This is a genomic window from Nocardiopsis alba DSM 43377 (genome assembly GCF_000341225.1).
Taxonomy (GTDB): Bacteria; Actinomycetota; Actinomycetes; order Streptosporangiales; family Streptosporangiaceae; genus Nocardiopsis; species Nocardiopsis alba.
The window spans coordinates 1-16,064 of record NZ_ANAC01000003.1; the positions used below are offsets into that span (position 1 = coordinate 1).

16 protein-coding genes, 1 tRNA gene and 1 riboswitch are annotated in these 16,064 nt (G+C 69.3%); of the genes, 5 read left to right on the plus strand and 12 right to left on the minus strand.

Annotation, left to right across the window (positions count from 1 at the left end; translation table 11 throughout):
* Nucleotides 1-11: 11 nt before the first annotated feature.
* Nucleotides 12-1,712: a solute symporter family protein gene (locus tag D451_RS0102355; protein ID WP_017533282.1), complete on the minus strand. Its 1,701-nt coding sequence runs from the start codon at nucleotides 1,710-1,712 to the stop codon at nucleotides 12-14.
* Nucleotides 1,709-2,122: a DUF485 domain-containing protein gene (locus tag D451_RS0102360; protein ID WP_014909354.1), complete on the minus strand. Its 414-nt coding sequence runs from the start codon at nucleotides 2,120-2,122 to the stop codon at nucleotides 1,709-1,711. The genes D451_RS0102355 and D451_RS0102360 overlap by 4 nt, the downstream gene beginning before the upstream one ends.
* Before the next feature lie 299 nt (nucleotides 2,123-2,421).
* A riboswitch (guanidine-III (ykkC-III) riboswitch) is annotated at nucleotides 2,422-2,488 on the plus strand.
* Nucleotides 2,489-2,519: 31 nt separating this feature from the next.
* Here D451_RS0102360 and D451_RS0102365 point away from each other — a divergent pair.
* Entirely contained in the window at nucleotides 2,520-2,834 is a 315-nt protein-coding gene (locus D451_RS0102365; protein ID WP_017533283.1) for a DMT family transporter, read from the plus strand.
* 62 nt (nucleotides 2,835-2,896) lie between these two features.
* On the opposite strand, the gene D451_RS0102370 is transcribed toward D451_RS0102365, so the two are convergent.
* The 7 genes from D451_RS0102370 to D451_RS0102400 form a co-directional block, all read right to left on the minus strand.
* A complete protein-coding gene (locus D451_RS0102370; protein ID WP_017533284.1) occupies nucleotides 2,897-3,712 on the minus strand; it encodes an HAD family hydrolase in 816 nt (271 codons plus the stop codon).
* Nucleotides 3,713-3,777: 65 nt separating this feature from the next.
* Entirely contained in the window at nucleotides 3,778-4,716 is a 939-nt protein-coding gene (locus D451_RS0102375; RefSeq protein ID WP_017533285.1) for an STM4011 family radical SAM protein, read from the minus strand.
* 4 nt (nucleotides 4,717-4,720) lie between these two features.
* A complete protein-coding gene (locus D451_RS0102380) occupies nucleotides 4,721-6,055 on the minus strand; it encodes an STM4012 family radical SAM protein (RefSeq protein WP_036567696.1) in 1,335 nt (444 codons plus the stop codon).
* Between the two features lie 11 nt (nucleotides 6,056-6,066).
* On the minus strand, nucleotides 6,067-6,894 hold the full coding sequence (locus D451_RS0102385; RefSeq protein WP_017533287.1) for an STM4013/SEN3800 family hydrolase: 828 nt from the start codon (nucleotides 6,892-6,894) through the stop codon (nucleotides 6,067-6,069).
* A gap of 44 nt (nucleotides 6,895-6,938) precedes the next feature.
* Nucleotides 6,939-8,120: an STM4014 family protein gene (locus D451_RS0102390; RefSeq protein ID WP_017533288.1), complete on the minus strand. Its 1,182-nt coding sequence runs from the start codon at nucleotides 8,118-8,120 to the stop codon at nucleotides 6,939-6,941.
* Complete coding sequence (locus D451_RS0102395; protein WP_017533289.1) at nucleotides 8,117-9,085, minus strand: STM4015 family protein; 969 nt, start codon at nucleotides 9,083-9,085, stop codon at nucleotides 8,117-8,119. The genes D451_RS0102390 and D451_RS0102395 overlap by 4 nt, the downstream gene beginning before the upstream one ends.
* A 52-nt stretch (nucleotides 9,086-9,137) precedes the next feature.
* Nucleotides 9,138-10,199, minus strand: coding sequence for an STM4015 family protein (locus D451_RS0102400; RefSeq protein ID WP_017533290.1), 1,062 nt, complete (start codon nucleotides 10,197-10,199; stop codon nucleotides 9,138-9,140).
* Between the two features lie 176 nt (nucleotides 10,200-10,375).
* Here D451_RS0102400 and D451_RS0102405 point away from each other — a divergent pair, with 176 nt between their 5' ends.
* The 3 genes from D451_RS0102405 (at nucleotide 10,376) to D451_RS0102415 (ending at nucleotide 13,399) form a co-directional block, all read left to right on the plus strand.
* Entirely contained in the window at nucleotides 10,376-11,167 is a 792-nt protein-coding gene (locus D451_RS0102405; RefSeq protein ID WP_017533291.1) for a class I SAM-dependent methyltransferase, read from the plus strand.
* A 138-nt stretch (nucleotides 11,168-11,305) separates the two neighbouring features.
* Entirely contained in the window at nucleotides 11,306-12,544 is a 1,239-nt protein-coding gene (locus D451_RS0102410) for a phospholipase D-like domain-containing protein (protein WP_014911394.1), read from the plus strand.
* A gap of 87 nt (nucleotides 12,545-12,631) precedes the next feature.
* A complete protein-coding gene (locus D451_RS0102415) occupies nucleotides 12,632-13,399 on the plus strand; it encodes a class I SAM-dependent methyltransferase (protein ID WP_017533292.1) in 768 nt (255 codons plus the stop codon).
* Here D451_RS0102415 and D451_RS0102420 read toward each other — a convergent pair.
* Nucleotides 13,396-13,617: a hypothetical protein gene (locus tag D451_RS0102420; RefSeq protein ID WP_017533293.1), complete on the minus strand. Its 222-nt coding sequence runs from the start codon at nucleotides 13,615-13,617 to the stop codon at nucleotides 13,396-13,398. The genes D451_RS0102415 and D451_RS0102420 overlap by 4 nt on opposite strands.
* A gap of 308 nt (nucleotides 13,618-13,925) precedes the next feature.
* Nucleotides 13,926-13,998: transfer RNA gene (locus tag D451_RS0102425), tRNA-Arg, on the minus strand.
* A 422-nt stretch (nucleotides 13,999-14,420) separates the two neighbouring features.
* On the opposite strand from D451_RS0102425, the gene D451_RS0102430 reads away from it, so the two are divergent.
* Nucleotides 14,421-15,530 carry a M15 family metallopeptidase gene (locus D451_RS0102430; protein WP_014908247.1) on the plus strand — a complete coding sequence of 370 codons (1,110 nt, stop codon included), beginning with the start codon at nucleotides 14,421-14,423 and terminating at the stop codon, nucleotides 15,528-15,530.
* A gap of 68 nt (nucleotides 15,531-15,598) precedes the next feature.
* Here the strand turns inward: D451_RS0102430 and D451_RS0102435 are convergent, their stop codons facing one another.
* On the minus strand, nucleotides 15,599-16,012 hold the full coding sequence (locus D451_RS0102435) for an MscL family protein (RefSeq protein WP_014911884.1): 414 nt from the start codon (nucleotides 16,010-16,012) through the stop codon (nucleotides 15,599-15,601).
* Nucleotides 16,013-16,064: the final 52 nt, after the last annotated feature.

Below are 16,064 nucleotides of genomic sequence, written 5' to 3' on the forward strand. Positions count from 1 at the left end.
GCCCATGACGGTCAGTGGTCGGCGGCCTTCTCCGCCCCCGCGCCGGTGAGGGCGCGGACCTGGAGCATCGCGAACTTCTCGTAGTCGCGCTCCTTGGACATGTAGGTGCCGACCACGGCGCAGAGCAGACCCAGCGGCACCGACACCAGGGCCGGGTTGGGCAGCGGGAACCACGCGAAGTCGACGTTGGGCATGAGCGCGCTCTCGGAGCCGGAGACCACCGGCGAGAAGAACACCAGACCGACCGCGCCGATCAGGCCGCCGTAGATACCGGCCAGGGCCCCGGTGGTGTTGAACCGCTTCCAGAACAGGCTGAGCAGCAGCGGAGGCAGGTTGGCGGACGCCGCGATGGCGAACGCCAGGGAGACCAGGAAGGCCACGTTGAGGTTCTGCGCGAACACCGCCAGCACGATCGCCACCAGGCCCACGAACCACGTGACGATCCGGGCGACCTTGACCTCCTCGGCGCCGGTGGCCTTGCCCCCGCGGATCACGGAGTTGTAGAAGTCGTGAGCCAGGGAGGAGGACGAGGCGATGGTCAGACCGGCCACCGTCGTGAGGATGGTCGCGAAGGCCACGGAGGCGATGACCGCCAGCATGATCGAGGCGAACAGCGAACCGCCGATGTTGGAGCCCACCGCCTCGGCGAGCATCGGCGCGGCCGTGTTGCCGGCCGGGTTCTGTTCGGAGATCGTCTCGTGTCCCACCAGGGCCGCGGCCCCGAAACCGAGGACGAGGGTCATCAGGTAGAAGACGCCGATGAGGCCGATACCCCAGTTGACGGACTTACGCGCGGTGGTCGAGTCCGGGACCGTGTAGAAGCGGATCAGGATGTGCGGCAGACCCGCGGTGCCCAGCACCAGGGCCATGCCGAGGCTGATCAGGTCCAGCTTGTTCCACATGGTCTGGAGGGCGTCGCCCGGGACCTCCTGGCCGTACACCTGGCCAGGCTGGAGGAACGCCTCGCCCTTGCCGCTGTTGGAGGCCGCGGCGTCCATGAGGGCGCCGAAGTTGAAGCCGTAGATCGACAGGGTCAGCATGACCAGGAAGGCGACCGCGACCATGAGGAAGGCGGCCTGGACGATCTGGACCCAGGTGGTGCCCTTCATACCGCCGAAGGTCACGTAGATGACCATGAGCAGGCCGACCACGACGATCCCCATGATCTTCGCGACGTCCCCGGACATGCCCAGGTAGGTCTGGTCTCCCTGGATCCCCAGCAGCAGGGCGATCAGGGCGCCCGCGCCGACCATCTGCGCGATCAGATAGAAGATCGACACGGTCAGGGTGGAGACCGCCGCCGCGGTACGGACGGGGCGCTGTCGCATCCGGTAGGACAGCACGTCGCCCATGGTGTAGCGGCCGGAGTTGCGCAGCAGTTCGGCGACCAGCAGGAGGGCGATCAGCCAGGCGACGAGGAAGCCGATGGAGTAGAGGAAGCCGTCGTAGCCGAAGAGGGCGATGGTGCCCGCGATACCGAGGAAGGACGCCGCCGACATGTAGTCGCCGGCGATGGCGAAGCCGTTCTGGGGGGCGCTGAACCCGCGGCCTCCGGAGTGGAAGTCCGTGGCGGTGTGGGTGCGCTTGTTGGCCCAGGCGGTGATGGCCAGGGTGCCGACGATGGTGATGAGGAACAGGACCATGGTGATGGTCCTGCTGGCCCCGGTCACCGCGCCCTCTTGGGCGAGGAGGAGTCCGCTGGAGAGGATCACCTGTTCTCCTCCGACTTCTTCTCGGCGAGCCCCATGAGCTCGTCACGCAGTTCGTAGGAGAGCGGGTCGAACCTCTTGCGGGCGTACCAGGAGTAGAGGATCGCGATCCCGAAGGTGGTGACGAACTGGAGCAGCCCGAGCAGGAGAGCCATGTTGACCCCGCCGGCCACCTCGATCGCCATGAAGTCGCGGGCGAACCCCGAGAGCACGACGTAGAGCGCGTACCAGAGCAGGAACGCCACGGTCATCGGGAAGACGAAGACGAAGAGGGTGCGACGGAGTCGGTGGAAACGCGGGTCGGCGTGCATCGCGACGAACGCCTCGGTCGGGATGGGCTCGGCCGAGTGGGCCTCGTCCTCCCGTGGTGTCGGTGTCGGATCCTTCGCCGACGATGACGATTGTGTGGCCATGCTGCTCGTTACCTCCGGGGGATGGGCAGGGGTCGTGTGCGCCGACGGGTGCCGGTTCCCGATATGTGACCTGGGTTACCCGGCACTGTAAGGAGGGGCACTCGCCCTGAGCAGGGGGCTCGCGCGGGCGAGCGCCGAACGCGGACGCGGAGCGTCGAGCGGTCGTCCACCGTGCGACCAACGGTCACCTGAAGCGCCGAACGGTCGCCGGGCGGTCGCGTCCGACGTCGGACACGACGCCCGACGATGGTGACCGACCCCTCCACCCACCCCGGAATCCCCCCGTGAAGGGGGCCGTTGTACCGTTCGAGCACCTGTGGACCCCGGACGAGGGCGCCGTACCCGGTCATGACAAGACGGCGCGCACCGATCCCTGCGTTCGTGGAGGTAACAGGTCATGGCCTGGCTCGTACTCGTGATCTCGGGTCTTCTCGAGACCGCCTGGGCGGCGGCGCTCAACGCCTCTCAGGGCTTCACCCGTCTGTGGCCGTCGGTGACCTTCGTGGTCACCCTGGCGCTGAGCATGGCCGGTCTGGCCTACGCGCTGCGCACCATCCCCCTGGGCACCGGCTACGCCGTGTGGGTGTCGATCGGTGTGGTCGGCACCGCTCTGATCGGCTCCTTCTTCCTCGGGGAGGGCTTCAGCCTTCCCAAGGCGCTGTGCCTGATCGCGATCGTGGCCGGTGTGATCGGCCTCAAGCTGCTCCACTGAACCCCGGGAAAGACCCCGCCCCGGAACGTCCGAGACGTTCCGGGGCGGTTCCATGTCCGGCCTCAGGCTCCGGCCAGGAGCTCCTCGACCACGCGGCCCACGCCGTCCTCGAAGCTGGACGGGGCCACCCGCAGTCCCAGCTCCGGGGCGAGCAGCCCCGGGTGTCCGCTCTCCATCGCGTAACCGGATCCGGCCCAGGTGAGGGCGGAGAGGTCGTTGGGCATGTCGCCGAAGGCCACCACCTCCTCGCGGGCCACCCCCCACTCCTCGCACAACAGGGCGAGGGTGCCGCCCTTGTTCACCCCGGCCGCGCTCACCTCCAACAGTCCGGCCCCACCGGAGTAGGTCACCTCGGCCAGAGGGCCGACGGCGCTCAGGGCCGCCTCGTACATCAGGTTCACCGGGGTGCCCGCCGAACGGACGAGGAGTTTGGCGACCGGGGAGGCCGCCTCCAGCAGGGCGTCGGTGTCGTCGAGCACCCCCGAGACCCCGTCGGGCGACATCCACCATTCGAGCGCGTAGTCGGCGTCGTGGTAGAAGCCCGTTCCGGTCTCCACCCCGAAACCGAGGTCGGCGTCGGGCAGGGAGGCGCGGATCTTGGTGACGAGGGTCTCGGAGAGGGAGGGGTCGATCGCTCGGAGCAGGGGGTCCCGGCCGGGGATCCGGGCGTGGGCGCCGTTGCCGCAGACCACCGCGGCGCAGTCGAACAGGGCGGCGATGTGCTCGGTGTCCCGAGGCGGTCGGGCGGTCACGATCACCACCCGGACGCCCGCCTCGATGGCGGAGTTCAGGGCCCGTCGGTTGCGTTCGGAGACCTCTCCCGTGCGTCCGAGGAGGGTTCCGTCGAGGTCGGTGGCGATGACACGAGGAAGGACCATGGACGCATTATGGCGGTCGAGAAGGACGGTTTCGAGGGGATACCGATGCTTCTGACGTCCGCCCGTCAGGAGGGCCACCGGGCGGGGATCCGCTCGATCACGCCTCCCCGGAACACCTCGTACAGGTCCAACGACTCCAGATGGACGTAGCCGATGTGGCAGTCACAGCTCGTGAGAGGGCAGGCCGAGGGCCCCAGGCGCGCGCGGAAGGAGCCGTCGTACAGGTTGCCCAGCGGCACGTCCACGAAGTGACACCGTCGTACGTTCCCCTCGCCGTCCACGGACAGCACGGTGTCACCCGTACGACAGGGAAGACCCCGGGCGGGGTGAGGGAGGCGACTGTAGTGGAAGTGCGGATCGATCGCCTGCCAGAGGGCCGCCTCGGCGTCGGTGTAAGAGCGCCCCTCGGCGGCGTTCACCCACAGGTACACCTCCTCGGGCAGATCGGCGCGCATCCGCCGGACCGCGTCCAGGTGTTCGGGCAGACCCACCGTTCCCACGCTGAAGCGCACGCCCATGGCGGTCAGTTCGCGGGCCTTGGCGAGGAAACGCTCGTGCGCCACCTCGCCGGGGTGGTAGGTGGCCCACAGCGCCGCCTTCGTCCGGTCGCAGTCGGCGAGCCAGCCCGTCCGTCCGCTCAGATTGGTCTGGATCGCCACCCGCTCCACGTGCGCCATACCGCTCAGCCGGGTGATGGCCCGCCGGTACCAGGAGCGGACCAGCCCCTCGCCCCACGGGGTGAAGAGCACCGAGATCCGGGATCCGGGGTCGGCCTCGGCCCGGGCCGCCACCCAGTCGGTGAAGCGTTCCAGGGCGGCCCGGTCCACGCGCAGGGTCTCGGGGGAGTCCCGACGCTTGGCGAAGGGACAGTAGGGGCAGTCGTAGTCGCAACTGGCCAACGGGCCCCGGTAGAGAAGGGTGAGGTGCTCCGGGAGAGGGGCGTGCGAACCCGGCCCCGCCCGGGGGGACGGGTCGGGCAGGTCGACGAGACGGTTCGAGGTCATCGGGTCACCCGGCCTCGTACTCGTCCATGAGCCGGTTCACCCGCGCGGAGAACAGGTCCGGTCCGATCGCGTCGGAGTGGGCCAGGCCCTCCTCGGTGAGACGGAGCGTTCCGGAGTCGACGGAGTCCTCCCCGGGGACCAGCCATCCCCGGGCGTTCAGGGCGGCGAACTCGGTGGGCAGGTCGGCGGCCGGGTGGGAGCCGAACCGCTCCGTGTAGGCGGCCACGTCCAACCCCTCCACCCGCAACAGCGACTGGAGCACGTGGCGGCGGCGACGTTCCTCCTCGTCCAGGTGGAACCCCACCTCGGCCCGGGTGAAGTCCTCGGTGTCCCGGCCGACGTAGTCCTCGATGATCGACCGCACCTTCCCGATCCCCACCGCGTAGTCGAAGGAGTAGTGGGTGCCGCGGGTGTAGGAGCGGGCACCACAGCCCAGACCCACCATGCCGTCGGTCTGACAGGAATGGTCGGGGAGGGCCGTCGTCGGTGCGTCCGCCCGACGGAACATCCGCATGGACACCTGCTCGTATCCGCGCTCGCGCAGATGGTCCCGGCCCTGGCGGTACAGGGACAGACGGTGGTCGTCCCAGGCGCGGGCGCGACGACCCAGACCGGTGAGCGGGCGCACGTAGAGCGGGTAGAGGTAGACCTCCTCCGGTCGCCACGACAGCGCCGTGTCCAGCGAGTACCTCCAGGTGTCCGGGGTCTGCCGCTCGATGCCGTAGATGAGGTCCACGTTGAGGTCGGCGCGGGTGTGCTCGCGGATGGCGGCCAGGGCGAGGTCCACCTCCGCGCGCTTCTGCGGACGGCCGGCGGCGTGCGCCTCGGGGTCGAGGAAGCTCTGCACCCCCATGCTGATCCGGGTGACGCCGAGCGACTCCAGGACCCGGAGCCGATCCGGGGTCGCGGTGGCCGGTGAGGTCTCCACGGACATCGGGATCCGCTTCAGGTCCACCCCGAAGGCCGATTCGATGATGGCGTAGGTCCGCGCCAGCTCGTCGGCGGTCAGGTAGGTGGGGGTGCCGCCGCCCAGGGCCGCGCGGGCGAAGGAGGCGCCCTCCGGCAGGCCTGAGGCGACGGCCTCGGCCTGCCGCTCCATGGCGTCGAGGTAGGCGGTGACCTGTTCGGCCGGCGGGGTGGAACGGGTGAACAGGTTGCAGAAGCCGCAGCGCATCTCGCAGAAGGGGATGTGCGCGTACAGCGACAGCGCGCCGACCTCCTCGTCCCGCCACAGGTCGGCCAGGCGCGGCCGTTCCTCGAACGGGCGATAGGCCGTCTTGTGCGGATAGGCGTACACGTACGAGCGGTACGGGGAGTCCGGGCGCACGGGCTCGGTCATCGGGACGACGCTCACGCGTTCTCCTCCTCGTGGACGTGGCCGTGCGGCAGGACGGCGTGCGTGTAGGGGACCGTCCACACGACCTCGTGGCCGATCCGGTGGCCCGTGTGCCCGTCCTCGCCGTAGGCGGTGCCGTGGTCCGAGCACACGATCGCGAAACAGGGGCGGCGGGCGGCCATCGCGGTGAGCAGCGGGGGCAGGTGGCGGTCCACGTACTCCAGGGCGGCGGCGTGGCTCTCCCTGGTGTCACCGGCCTCGCGGGTCGCCCCGGGCAGATGGAACCAGTTGGGCTGGTGCAGGGCGGACACGTTGAGCAGGAGGAAGAGGGGGCGCTCGGCGGGGATCGCCGTGGTGATCGAGACGGCCCGCTCCACCTGGTGCTCGAAGGAACGGGGGTCGGTGACCCCGAAGGACTCCTCCCAATGGCTCTCGGCGAACATGTCGGGCAGCACCGACCCCAGGGCCGAACGGCGGTTGAAGAAGCCGGTACCGCCCACACAGGCCGTGTGATAGCCCTCGGCGGCCAGGCCCGAGGCCAGGTCCGGGGTGTCGAACGTCCAGGTGCCCGGGGCGGTCGAGACGCTGCCGGGGAAGGCGGCGGCGAACAGGCGGGGGTGCGGGCCGGGCGAGGAGGGGGTGGGCAGGAACCCGGCGAGCATGGCCAGGTGGGAGGCGTAGGTGAAGCTCGCGGGGGAGTGCCGCTCCTCCCAACCGCCCTCGGGGAGCAGGCGGGCCAGGTTCGGGATACGGCCGGCGTCGGCGAGCTCGACCGCCACGTCGTACCTCAGGGTGTCCAGGGTGAGCAGCAGGATGTCGTGCGTGCCCACCACGGTGTTCATGTCCGGTGTGGCTCCGGGCCGGACGGCCCCGGTCGTGCTGGTGTTCAACGAGGTTCCAGTGTGGGTGAGGACGGATATCGGGATTCGGGGGACGGGGTTCGGCGGGGCGGTACGGGGAAACGACCGGTCGCCAGGGCGTGCAGCTGTTCCGCGTGGGTGCTCCGCCCCTCGTGCAGGACCCCGGGGAGAAGGTCGCCGAAGGCGTTGACCTCGCAGATCGTGAACCGACGACGGTCGGGTGAGATCAACAGGTCCACCCCGGCGTGCAGAGTGGAATCGAAGACCGCGGCGGCCCGTTCGGCGACGGACATCGCCTCGCCCCAGGAACCGGGGCCCATGCTCGAGCGCAGCGTCTCCAGGTCCCCTCGGGCGTTGCCCAGGTGCAGGTTGGTCAACGGAGAACGGGACGAGCGCACCACCACGTGGGTGGCACGACCCGCCACGACCAGGACCCGGAGGTCCACCACGCGACCATCGAGGGAGGCCTTGGGCGACCAGCGTTCCACGTGCGGGCCCTCGGCGACCAGCGCGTCCACCACCGCCGCGACCTCGGCCTCGTCGGTGTAGGTGCGCAGGCGCAGGGAGTTGTACAGCTCCGCCCGACCGTCCTCGGAACGGCGCAGAGCGGCGGAGGTGACGGCCCTGACCCGGCCCCCCGAGGCCGTCGACAACGCGATCACCCCGGACGCGGACGAGCCGTGCGCCGGTTTGACGAACACCCGGGGCATCCGGTGCTCGGCCATGAGGGAGCGCAGGTGCCCGTATCCGGTGATCGGTCCGGGCAGGGCCGGCGGCACCGGGATTCCCGCCGCCTCCAGCCGGGCGTGGCAGCGGCGCTTGTCGCACATGTCCACCAGGTCGGCCGGGTCCTGGAGCAGGTGGGCGTCGGGGGTGGACGCCACCACCGTGGACAGCCGTTCCAGGGCGCGCACGAACCCCCGGTGCTGCTCGGCCGCCCCCTCCACCCGGTAAAGGTCCGGATCGTGGGGGAGCCCGCGCAACAGTCGCGCGGTGGCGGAGTCCTCGCCGGCCGAGTCGACCCGCACCAGGGCGCCCTCGGGCAGGCGCACGGTCGCGGAGGGGTCGGCCAGCTCGTGCCAGGGGAGCACGGCCGGTTCCGGTAGACCGAGTCCCCGGGCCGCCTCGGCGAACAGGGCGCGCCGCCGATTGCCCGGCACGCACACCACCACCAGGGGACGGTCGATCGACGGTAGGGGCACGGTCACTCGCCCACGGACGGGTAGTAGGTGAAGAGGTCGTCCTCGTCGCCGCGGACCTCCCGCCGATCGGAGAGGTCGACCCGTACGCCCGTCTCGGCGAACGCGGCGCGCACCCGCTCGGTCTCCTCCTCCGACAGGTAGTGGTGGTGCAGATCCAGGCTCTCCAGATGGGCCAGGAGCGGGACCGAGGCGATCAGGTGCTCGACGTCCTTCCCGCGCAGGGAGCCCAGGGAGAGGTCCACGGAGGTGAGCCGGGCCAGGAGCGGCGACGCGGTCAGACGGCGCGCCCAGTCACCGGTGTCCTGCGCGTTGCGCAGGCCCAGGTGGCGCAGGCCGGGGAAGGCCTCTCCGGACAGGATCGGCGCCAGGTCCTCGGGAACGACGTCGTATCCGTAGTGCTCCACGCCCAGCCACAGCTCCAGCCGTTCCAACGGGAGCGGGGACGACGAGACGATCTCGCGCACGACCCGTCCGGGCAGACCACCGCTCTGCACGGTCAGGGAGCGCAGAGAGGGGTGCCCGGGGGCGTGCAACGCCAGTACGTCGGGGTCGACGTAGGTGTCGCCCACCCCGCGGACGGCCAGTTCCTCCAGAGCCGGATAGGCGACCAGGAGCGGGGCCAGATCGGACTGCTGGAGCCACGAGATCTCGCTCAACTCGAAGGTGATGTCGCCGAGGAACAGGGAACGCAGCGCCGGGAACGCGGCGGCGTGCTCGACGAGGGCGTCGCGCGCACCGACGGAGGAGAGATCCTTGCCGCCCTGAACCCCCCAGTCGCCGATCACCAGGGCGGTGACCTTCGATGTGTCCACCTCCTGGACGAACCGGTCCACCGTGCCGAGGAACCCCTCCTCGCCGTACATGGAATGCAGCCGCCAGACGACCGAGGACGGCGTGGGCCGGTCCTCCTCGTCCTCGAGGAAGTCGACCACGGGAAGTCCCGCGTACTCGGTGAGGCACTCGCCGATCATGGAGACTCCTTCGTCGGGGAGGGGAGAAGGGGACGGTCGGAACGCGGCGCGCTCACTCGCCCACGGCCGGGTAGTAGAGGTCCTCGCCGGAGAAATGGGAGGGCTCGCGCTCCTCGCTCAGATCGACCTCCACCCCGGAGGCGGTCAGCGCCTCGCGGAGCCGGTCGCGCGCCTCCTCCGAAAGGTAGTGGTGGTGCAGGTCGATCCGGCGCAGAGCGTGGAAGGCGGGCGTCTCCATCAGGATCCGCGCCCCCTCCTCCCGGAGGGTGCCCAAGGACAGATCCAGGGACTCCAGACGGGCCAGGATCGGGGCCGAGGCCAGGACCCTCACCCAGTCGTCGGTGTCCTCCGCGTTGCGCAGGCCCAGGTGGCGCAGGCCGGGGAAGGCCTCGCCGGACAGGAGCGGGGCCAGGTCCTCGGGGACGGCGTCGTAGCCGTAGGTGTCCACCCCCAACCACAACTCCAGGTGCTCCAGTCGAGGCAGGTCGGAGGAGCAGAGCTCCCGGCACGTCCGCCCGCGCAGGCCGCCCGACTCGACGATGAGACGTCGCAGTCCCTCGTGACGGGGGACGTGCAGCCGCAACACGGTGTCCTCGGTCGGCTCCTCGTCCGAAGCCCGGTACTGGGAATCGCCGGTACCGCGCGTGACCAGGGTGTCCAGTTCGGGATAGGCGGCCAGGAGCGGCGCCACGTCCGTGTGGTTCAGCCAGGACACCTCGCTCTCCTCGAAGGTCACGTCGCCGAGGAAGATCGAGCGCAGGTTCGGGAACGCGTCCCGGTGCCGGATCAGCAGGTCACGGGCCTCCAGGTAGCCGGGCTCGTCCTCCACCGAACCGGTCATGCCCACGACCAGGGCGGTGATGGGCGTGGTGTCCACCGCCTCGAGAAAACGCAGGAAACACGGACCGAACTCCTCCTCCGGTTCGTAGGACTCGACGCGCAGCCGCCAGGCCCACGCGGCCGGATCCTTCGCCGCCTCGATCCACCGATCCCGGTGCTCCTCGTGGGTCAGGCCGGAATCCCCTCGCGGCAGGGAGTACTCGTCGAGCCCTTCGGCGGGGAAGTCCACCACCGGCAGGCCGGCGAACTCGGTCAGGTTCTGGTTGATGGTCATGCGCTCTCCTGGGTGTGCCGCGGATGTTCCATGTCTAGCGCCTCGCGGGGACAAACCCGGCACACCGTGCCGTCGCGGCCACCACCTCCTTCTCCGAGGTCGTGGGAGTGGGAGAACCGCGCGGGGCCCCGGCGCTTCGACAGGACAACGCCGCCACCCGGTGTGAGAGTTATGTCATGGCTACACACAGTGAACTGCGCGACTTCTGGGAGCATCGCCTCGAAGGGGACTGGACCGAGAGCGGCGTGGGCTACCGCGCTCTGGGCAGGCCCTTCAACAGCTGGATGTACAAGGTGCGCGAGGAGGTCTTCCTCCGCGAGATCGGTCGTCTCGGGCTCGGCGGGTCCAGTGTCCTCGACGTGGGCAGCGGCACCGGCTTCTACGTGGGGCTGTGGGACCGACTCGGCGCCGGCGAGGTGACCGGCTGCGACATGACCGACGCCGCCGTGGAACGCCTACGGGGCCGCTTCCCCCGCCACCGTTTCGTCCGGCAGGACGCCTCGGAACTGGACGCCTTCGGCCGGGCCGACTTCGACGTCGCCTCCTGCATGGACGTGCTCTTCCACATCACCGACGACGACCGCTACGCCTCCGCCTTCGTCCAGCTCGGCCGGGTCGTGCGCCCGGGCGGCACCCTCATCATCTCGGAGAACTGCCTCCAACGCCCCGAACAGCGCGGCGAGCACCAGGTCAACCGGACCCTGGAGACGATCACCGCGGTGGCGGACAAGGCCGGGTTCGACATCGTCCATCGCGTACCGATGCTCATGTTGATGAACGCCCAAGTGGACGCCTCCCTGCCCTGGCGCAAGGTCTGGGGGGCCTTCCTGCGCGCGGTCACGCTCACCGGGCCGACCGGATGGCTGGCCGGAGCGGCGCTCTACCAGGTGGACCGCCGGCTGGTCCGCGGGCGTACGGAGAGCCCCACCACCGAGCTGCTCGTCCTCGAACGTCGCGAGGACGACTGACCTCGAAAGAGAGATCGGCGATACGGGCGATTCGCGGCCGGTGTCCTGCTGTGCGCAGGTATACGGTGGGACGGAACCTGTGTCGGGTCGCCGTCATGGGCGGTCCGCGGCGGACGTCCTGTTCCGGGAGGCGACCGTATGCTGAGACGCTCGACCGTCATGACCTGGGTCCGGCGAGGACTGCTGGGCCTGCTCGCCACCCAGGTCGCCGTGGTCGCCACCCTCATCGGGATCGATCACTGGCGCAAGAAGGTGCGCCCCCACCGGGCCGGTTTCCCCCGCACCGAACCCGCGTCGATACCGGTCGGCGACAACACCGCCACGGTCTACACCTACGGCACGGACCTCTTCGAGGACATGCTCGACGCCATTCGAGGGGCGAGGCGCCGCATCCTCTTCGAGTCCTACATCGTCAAGTCCGACGCCGTGGGCCAGGAGTTCAAGGCCGCCCTGATCGAGGCCGCCGAACGCGGTGTGGAGGTGTACGTCGTCTACGACGGCTTCGCCAACCTCGTGGTCCCCCGACGCTTCTTCGACTTCCCGCCCTCGGTGCGGGTCCTGCGCTACCCCGCCTTCCGCGTCGGCGTGCTGTTCCTGAACGTGCGCAAATCCGGCCGTGACCACCGCAAGATCCTCACCGTGGACGGTGAGGTGGGGTTCGTCGGAGGCTTCAACATCGGTTCCACCTACGCCATCGAATGGCGCGATACCCACCTCAAGGTGGCCGGGCCCGCGGTGTGGGAGTTGGAGAACGCCTTCATCGATTTCTGGAACACCAACAAGGGCGCCCGCGAACCCGAACTGGAGGGGCTCGGCCAGGCCGAGTGGGACTCCCGCATCCGGGTCCACCGCAACGTGCCCGAACTCCTCATCTATCCGATCCGGGCGATGTTCCTGGAGGCGGTGGATCGGGCCAAAACGCGGGTGATCTTCACCCAGGCCTACTTCATCCCCGATCGGGAGCTGGCCAAGGTCCTCATCGAGGCCGCCGAACGGGGGGTGGACGTCAACGTCCTCGTCCCGGAGAACTCCAACCACGTCGTCGCCGACTGGATGGCCCGGGGCCGCTACGCCGAGCTGCTCCGGGGCGGAGTGCGGCTGTGGCTCTACCAGAACGCCATGGTGCACGCCAAGACCGCCACCGTGGACGGCCGCTGGAGCACCATCGGCACCGCCAACGTCGACCGGCTCAGCCTGACCGGCAACTACGAGATCAACGTGGAACTCTTCGACGAGGACGTCGCCGCGCACCTGGAGCGGGTCTTCACCACCGACCTCACCAACGCCCGGGAGCTGACCGAGGAGGAATGGCGGAGCCGCCCCTTCATGGCCAAGTTCAGCGAGATCGTCCTCATGCCCTGGCGCAACCTCCTCTGACCCCCGAGAACCGGGGGAAGAGGGCTAGGGTGGGTCCCCCGCGCCCCCCGTCGTCCCTGATCACACGACCCGACACGGAGTGCCCTCATGGCGTTCGACCTCGACTTCGACGACCCTTCGCTCAAAGCGGCGCTCACCCTGCACGAGGGACAGGAACGTCAGGGGCCGGGCTCGCGGGCCACCACCGAACTGCTCCTCTCCCTGGCCGCGCCCCTGCCGGAGCGGCCCCGCGTACTGGACCTGGGCAGCGGCACCGGCGCGGCGACCCTGATCCTGGCCGGGATCGAAGGGGCGCACGTGACCGCCGTGGACGTCTATCCGCCCTTCCTCGAACAGCTGAGGACGGCCGCGGAGGCCGCCGGGGTCGCCGACCGCGTCCACGCGCGACACGGCTCGATGGATGCCCTGGACGACCTGCCCGACGGTTCCCTCGACCTGATCTGGAGTGAGGGCGCCGCCTACAACATCGGCTTCGGCTCTGCCCTGGCCTCCTGGCGTCGGCTGCTCTCACCCGAGGGCGTCCTGGTGGTCACCGAATGCGGGTGGCTCACCGACGCCCCCTCGAAGGAGGCCCGAGCGTACTGGGACGCCGCCTACCCGCTGCGCGGCACCGGGGAGAACGTCGAGCAGGCCACCGCGGCCGGCTACACGGTGACCGCCACCTACCTGCTCCCCGACAGCGACTGGGTGGAGGCCTACTACGCACCGTTGGACGCGCGGGCCGCCATGATCGACCCGGAGGACCCGCACGCGATCGCCGCCGCCGAGGACGTCCGCAGGGAGATCCGGCTGTACCGGGAGCACGGCCACGAATACGGCTACGTCGGCTACGTGCTCCGACCCCGCCGTTCCTAGCCCCTCTTCTTGGGCGGGGCCAGGTGGGGGAAGTCGCGCGGGAAGAACACGTCGGGCTTGGCGCGCCTGGGTCGGGGTCCGCCCCAGTGCTGGGGTCCCGGCTGGGGGTCCCTCGTGAGCGCCGACGCGATCGCCGAGGGCGACCCGCCCCTCTGCCGCCCCCGCGATCCGGGGGCCCGCCCCGTCTCCCGTTCGGTCCGGTCGTCCTCGCCCGCCATTCGCCCACTCCCCGTTCGACCATGGTCGCGACCCCTCCGACCTGGTCGGTCGGGTCTCCATGATCGACGTCCGAGGGCTCGAAGCGACGTTCCGACACGACGCGCCGGACGATCTCCTCCCCGAAGACCGCCCACCTTGTCCGCCCCGGTTCACCGGCAGCCGTTCTCCCGTGGGCGGAAAGGGACACGGGGAGAGGGGTGGGCGGGCGGGTTTGTGAGGAGTTGGCCGCCAGTAGGGTGAATTCTGGTGCGGGAAAACGACGAGGGCGCCACCTCCGAACGGAGATGACGCCCCACGGTTCTCACGGCGGCCCCGGCAGGATTCGAACCTGCGGCACCCGCTTTAGGAGAGCGGTGCTCTATCCCCTGAGCTACGGAGCCATGATGATCACCAGAGACGGAGGTTACCCCGTCTCGGGGTCAAGCCTAACCCAGGATGGGCGTGCATGGGGTGCCGATTGGTGTTCGGCGGGTGCCTTGGGGGCACGCTGTGTACGTGGCACAGTACGCTGACCTACGATCGGTTGTCCTGGTGACGGTGTGATGTTGTTCATGTCGCGTGTCGCGATTATGGCAGGTTGAGCGTTACGGTCACTGTGGGTTGATGGATGTGACAGGTGTTGTCGCTCTGACGACCAGGTCTTCCACGGAAGGCGGGCCGGGGTGCCGCCCATCGAGGCGGCCGACGGCCCCGAGAAGCCACCTTCAGCCAGATCTGTCCAGTGTGTCCGCATGTGGACATGTAGTACCTTGCCTTGCGGTCACGAGTAGGTGTTCGAGGAAAATGCAGCCGGAGGATCTTCGTGCCGTTCACTTCTGATTCGGCGCGGCGCAGGTCCCGCGCGCCGGGTACCGGGGCGTTGGGTGCCCTGGGGACGCTTCAGCGGGTCCGGATGACGCAGGCGCTCACACTCGTCCTGCTCACCGCTCTGCTGGTCGTCCCTCTGCCGGAGTCGGGCCTGGAGCCCGCATCCGCGCAGTCGAGCCTGGAGGAACTGCGTAACAACGCCGAGGAGGCGTCCAAGGAGCTGGAGAAGGCGACCGACGAGTACGTCGAGCGCCAGGAGGAGCTGGAGAAGGCCCAGGAGGAACTGGTCGACACCCTTCACGAGCTCCAGCGCATCGAGGTGGACCTCGGTGAGATGCGCGAACCGCTCGCTCAGTTGGCCAGCACCATGTACCAGCAGCCCGAGGCCGGGGTGCTCGGCATCCTCGCGGCGGGCGACCTCGACGAGGACCTTCAGACGCAGTCCTACGCGGCCAAGCTCTCCGAGGACAACCAGGCGCTCATCCAGGACGCCACCGACCTGCGCGAGGAGCAGATCGGCCTGGCCGGCGAAGCCCAGGACCTCCAGACCTTCACCCAGCTCGAACAGGCCGAGCTCGCCGCCAAGGTGGACGACCTGCGCGCCCAATCCGAGGAGAGCACGAACGCGCTCACCGACGAACTGGAGTCGCGAGGGCTGGACCCGGACACCTTCATGGCCGCGGCCGACTGCGACCCCTCGGCCGCATCCAAGGCGGACGGCTACCCCAACGGCCTGTTGCCGAAGGAGGCCCTGTGCGAGCTCTACGACGGGCATTCCCTTCGAGCGGACGCCGCCAAGGCCTTCCTCGAACTGAACATGGAGCACGTGGAGCAGTTCGGCGAGAACATCTGCATCACCAGCTCCTACCGTGACCTGCCCAACCAGCACCGTGTGTACGGCGAGGTGCCGCCCGGTTTCGCGGCGGTCCCGGGCACCAGTAACCACGGTCTGGGACAGGCGATCGACCTCGGGTGCGGCATCCAGAACTTCCGCTCCGACAAGTGGAACTGGATGGAGACCAACGGGGGCCGCTACGGCTGGATCCATCCGGCCTGGGCCAAGTCCAACCCGTTCGAACCCTGGCATTGGGAGTTCGAGGGTTAGCGTTACCGAGAACGCGTGAGGGCGGTCCCCGCGGGGACCGCCCTCACGCGTGTGCGGGGTACGTACATCTAGGCCGTGGTGGTGATCTCCGGGGTGACCTCGCCGGTGCAGGCGGGGCAGCGGCTGGCCTTCTTGTTGATCTCGGTGAAGCAGAGCGGGCACTCGCGGGTGCTGGCCTCCTCCGCCTTGATCAGCTTCTCCAACAGCTTGCTCGTGGGCAGGACCACGAAGAAGTACAGGATCGCCGCGGTGAGCAGGAAGGAGATCAGGGCATCGATGAAGGCGCCGTAGAGGAAGCGGCTGCCGTTGATCTCGAAGTACAGGTCGCCGAAGGTGGGGACACCCCCGAAGATGCCGAGCAGCGGGGTGATGAACCCTTCGGTGAACGCGGTGATGAGACCGGAGAAAACGGCGCCGATGACGACCGCGACCGCCAACTGCACCAGGTTGCCCTGGAGCAGGAACTTCTTGAAGCCTTCCATGGAAGCTGCCCTACGTGATCGGGATTGTTCTGAGGCGTCCCCTTGGACGCCT

What these genes read in the sequence shown, in the direction of transcription:
- D451_RS0102420 (WP_017533293.1), bottom strand. Translation starts at nt 13,617, where the DNA reads ATGGCGGGCGAGGACGACCGGACCGAACGGGAGACGGGGCGGGCCCCC.
- D451_RS0102380 (WP_036567696.1), bottom strand. Translation starts at nt 6,055, where the DNA reads ATGACCGAGCCCGTGCGCCCGGACTCCCCGTACCGCTCGTACGTGTAC.
- D451_RS0102365 (WP_017533283.1), top strand. Translation starts at nt 2,520, where the DNA reads ATGGCCTGGCTCGTACTCGTGATCTCGGGTCTTCTCGAGACCGCCTGG.
- D451_RS0102385 (WP_017533287.1), bottom strand. Translation starts at nt 6,894, where the DNA reads ATGAACACCGTGGTGGGCACGCACGACATCCTGCTGCTCACCCTGGAC.
- D451_RS0102410 (WP_014911394.1), top strand. Translation starts at nt 11,306, where the DNA reads ATGCTGAGACGCTCGACCGTCATGACCTGGGTCCGGCGAGGACTGCTG.
- D451_RS0102435 (WP_014911884.1), bottom strand. Translation starts at nt 16,012, where the DNA reads ATGGAAGGCTTCAAGAAGTTCCTGCTCCAGGGCAACCTGGTGCAGTTG.
- D451_RS0102375 (WP_017533285.1), bottom strand. Translation starts at nt 4,716, where the DNA reads ATGACCTCGAACCGTCTCGTCGACCTGCCCGACCCGTCCCCCCGGGCG.
- D451_RS0102370 (WP_017533284.1), bottom strand. Translation starts at nt 3,712, where the DNA reads ATGGTCCTTCCTCGTGTCATCGCCACCGACCTCGACGGAACCCTCCTC.
- D451_RS0102400 (WP_017533290.1), bottom strand. Translation starts at nt 10,199, where the DNA reads ATGACCATCAACCAGAACCTGACCGAGTTCGCCGGCCTGCCGGTGGTG.
- D451_RS0102360 (WP_014909354.1), bottom strand. Translation starts at nt 2,122, where the DNA reads ATGGCCACACAATCGTCATCGTCGGCGAAGGATCCGACACCGACACCA.
- D451_RS0102415 (WP_017533292.1), top strand. Translation starts at nt 12,632, where the DNA reads ATGGCGTTCGACCTCGACTTCGACGACCCTTCGCTCAAAGCGGCGCTC.
- D451_RS0102395 (WP_017533289.1), bottom strand. Translation starts at nt 9,085, where the DNA reads ATGATCGGCGAGTGCCTCACCGAGTACGCGGGACTTCCCGTGGTCGAC.
- D451_RS0102405 (WP_017533291.1), top strand. Translation starts at nt 10,376, where the DNA reads ATGGCTACACACAGTGAACTGCGCGACTTCTGGGAGCATCGCCTCGAA.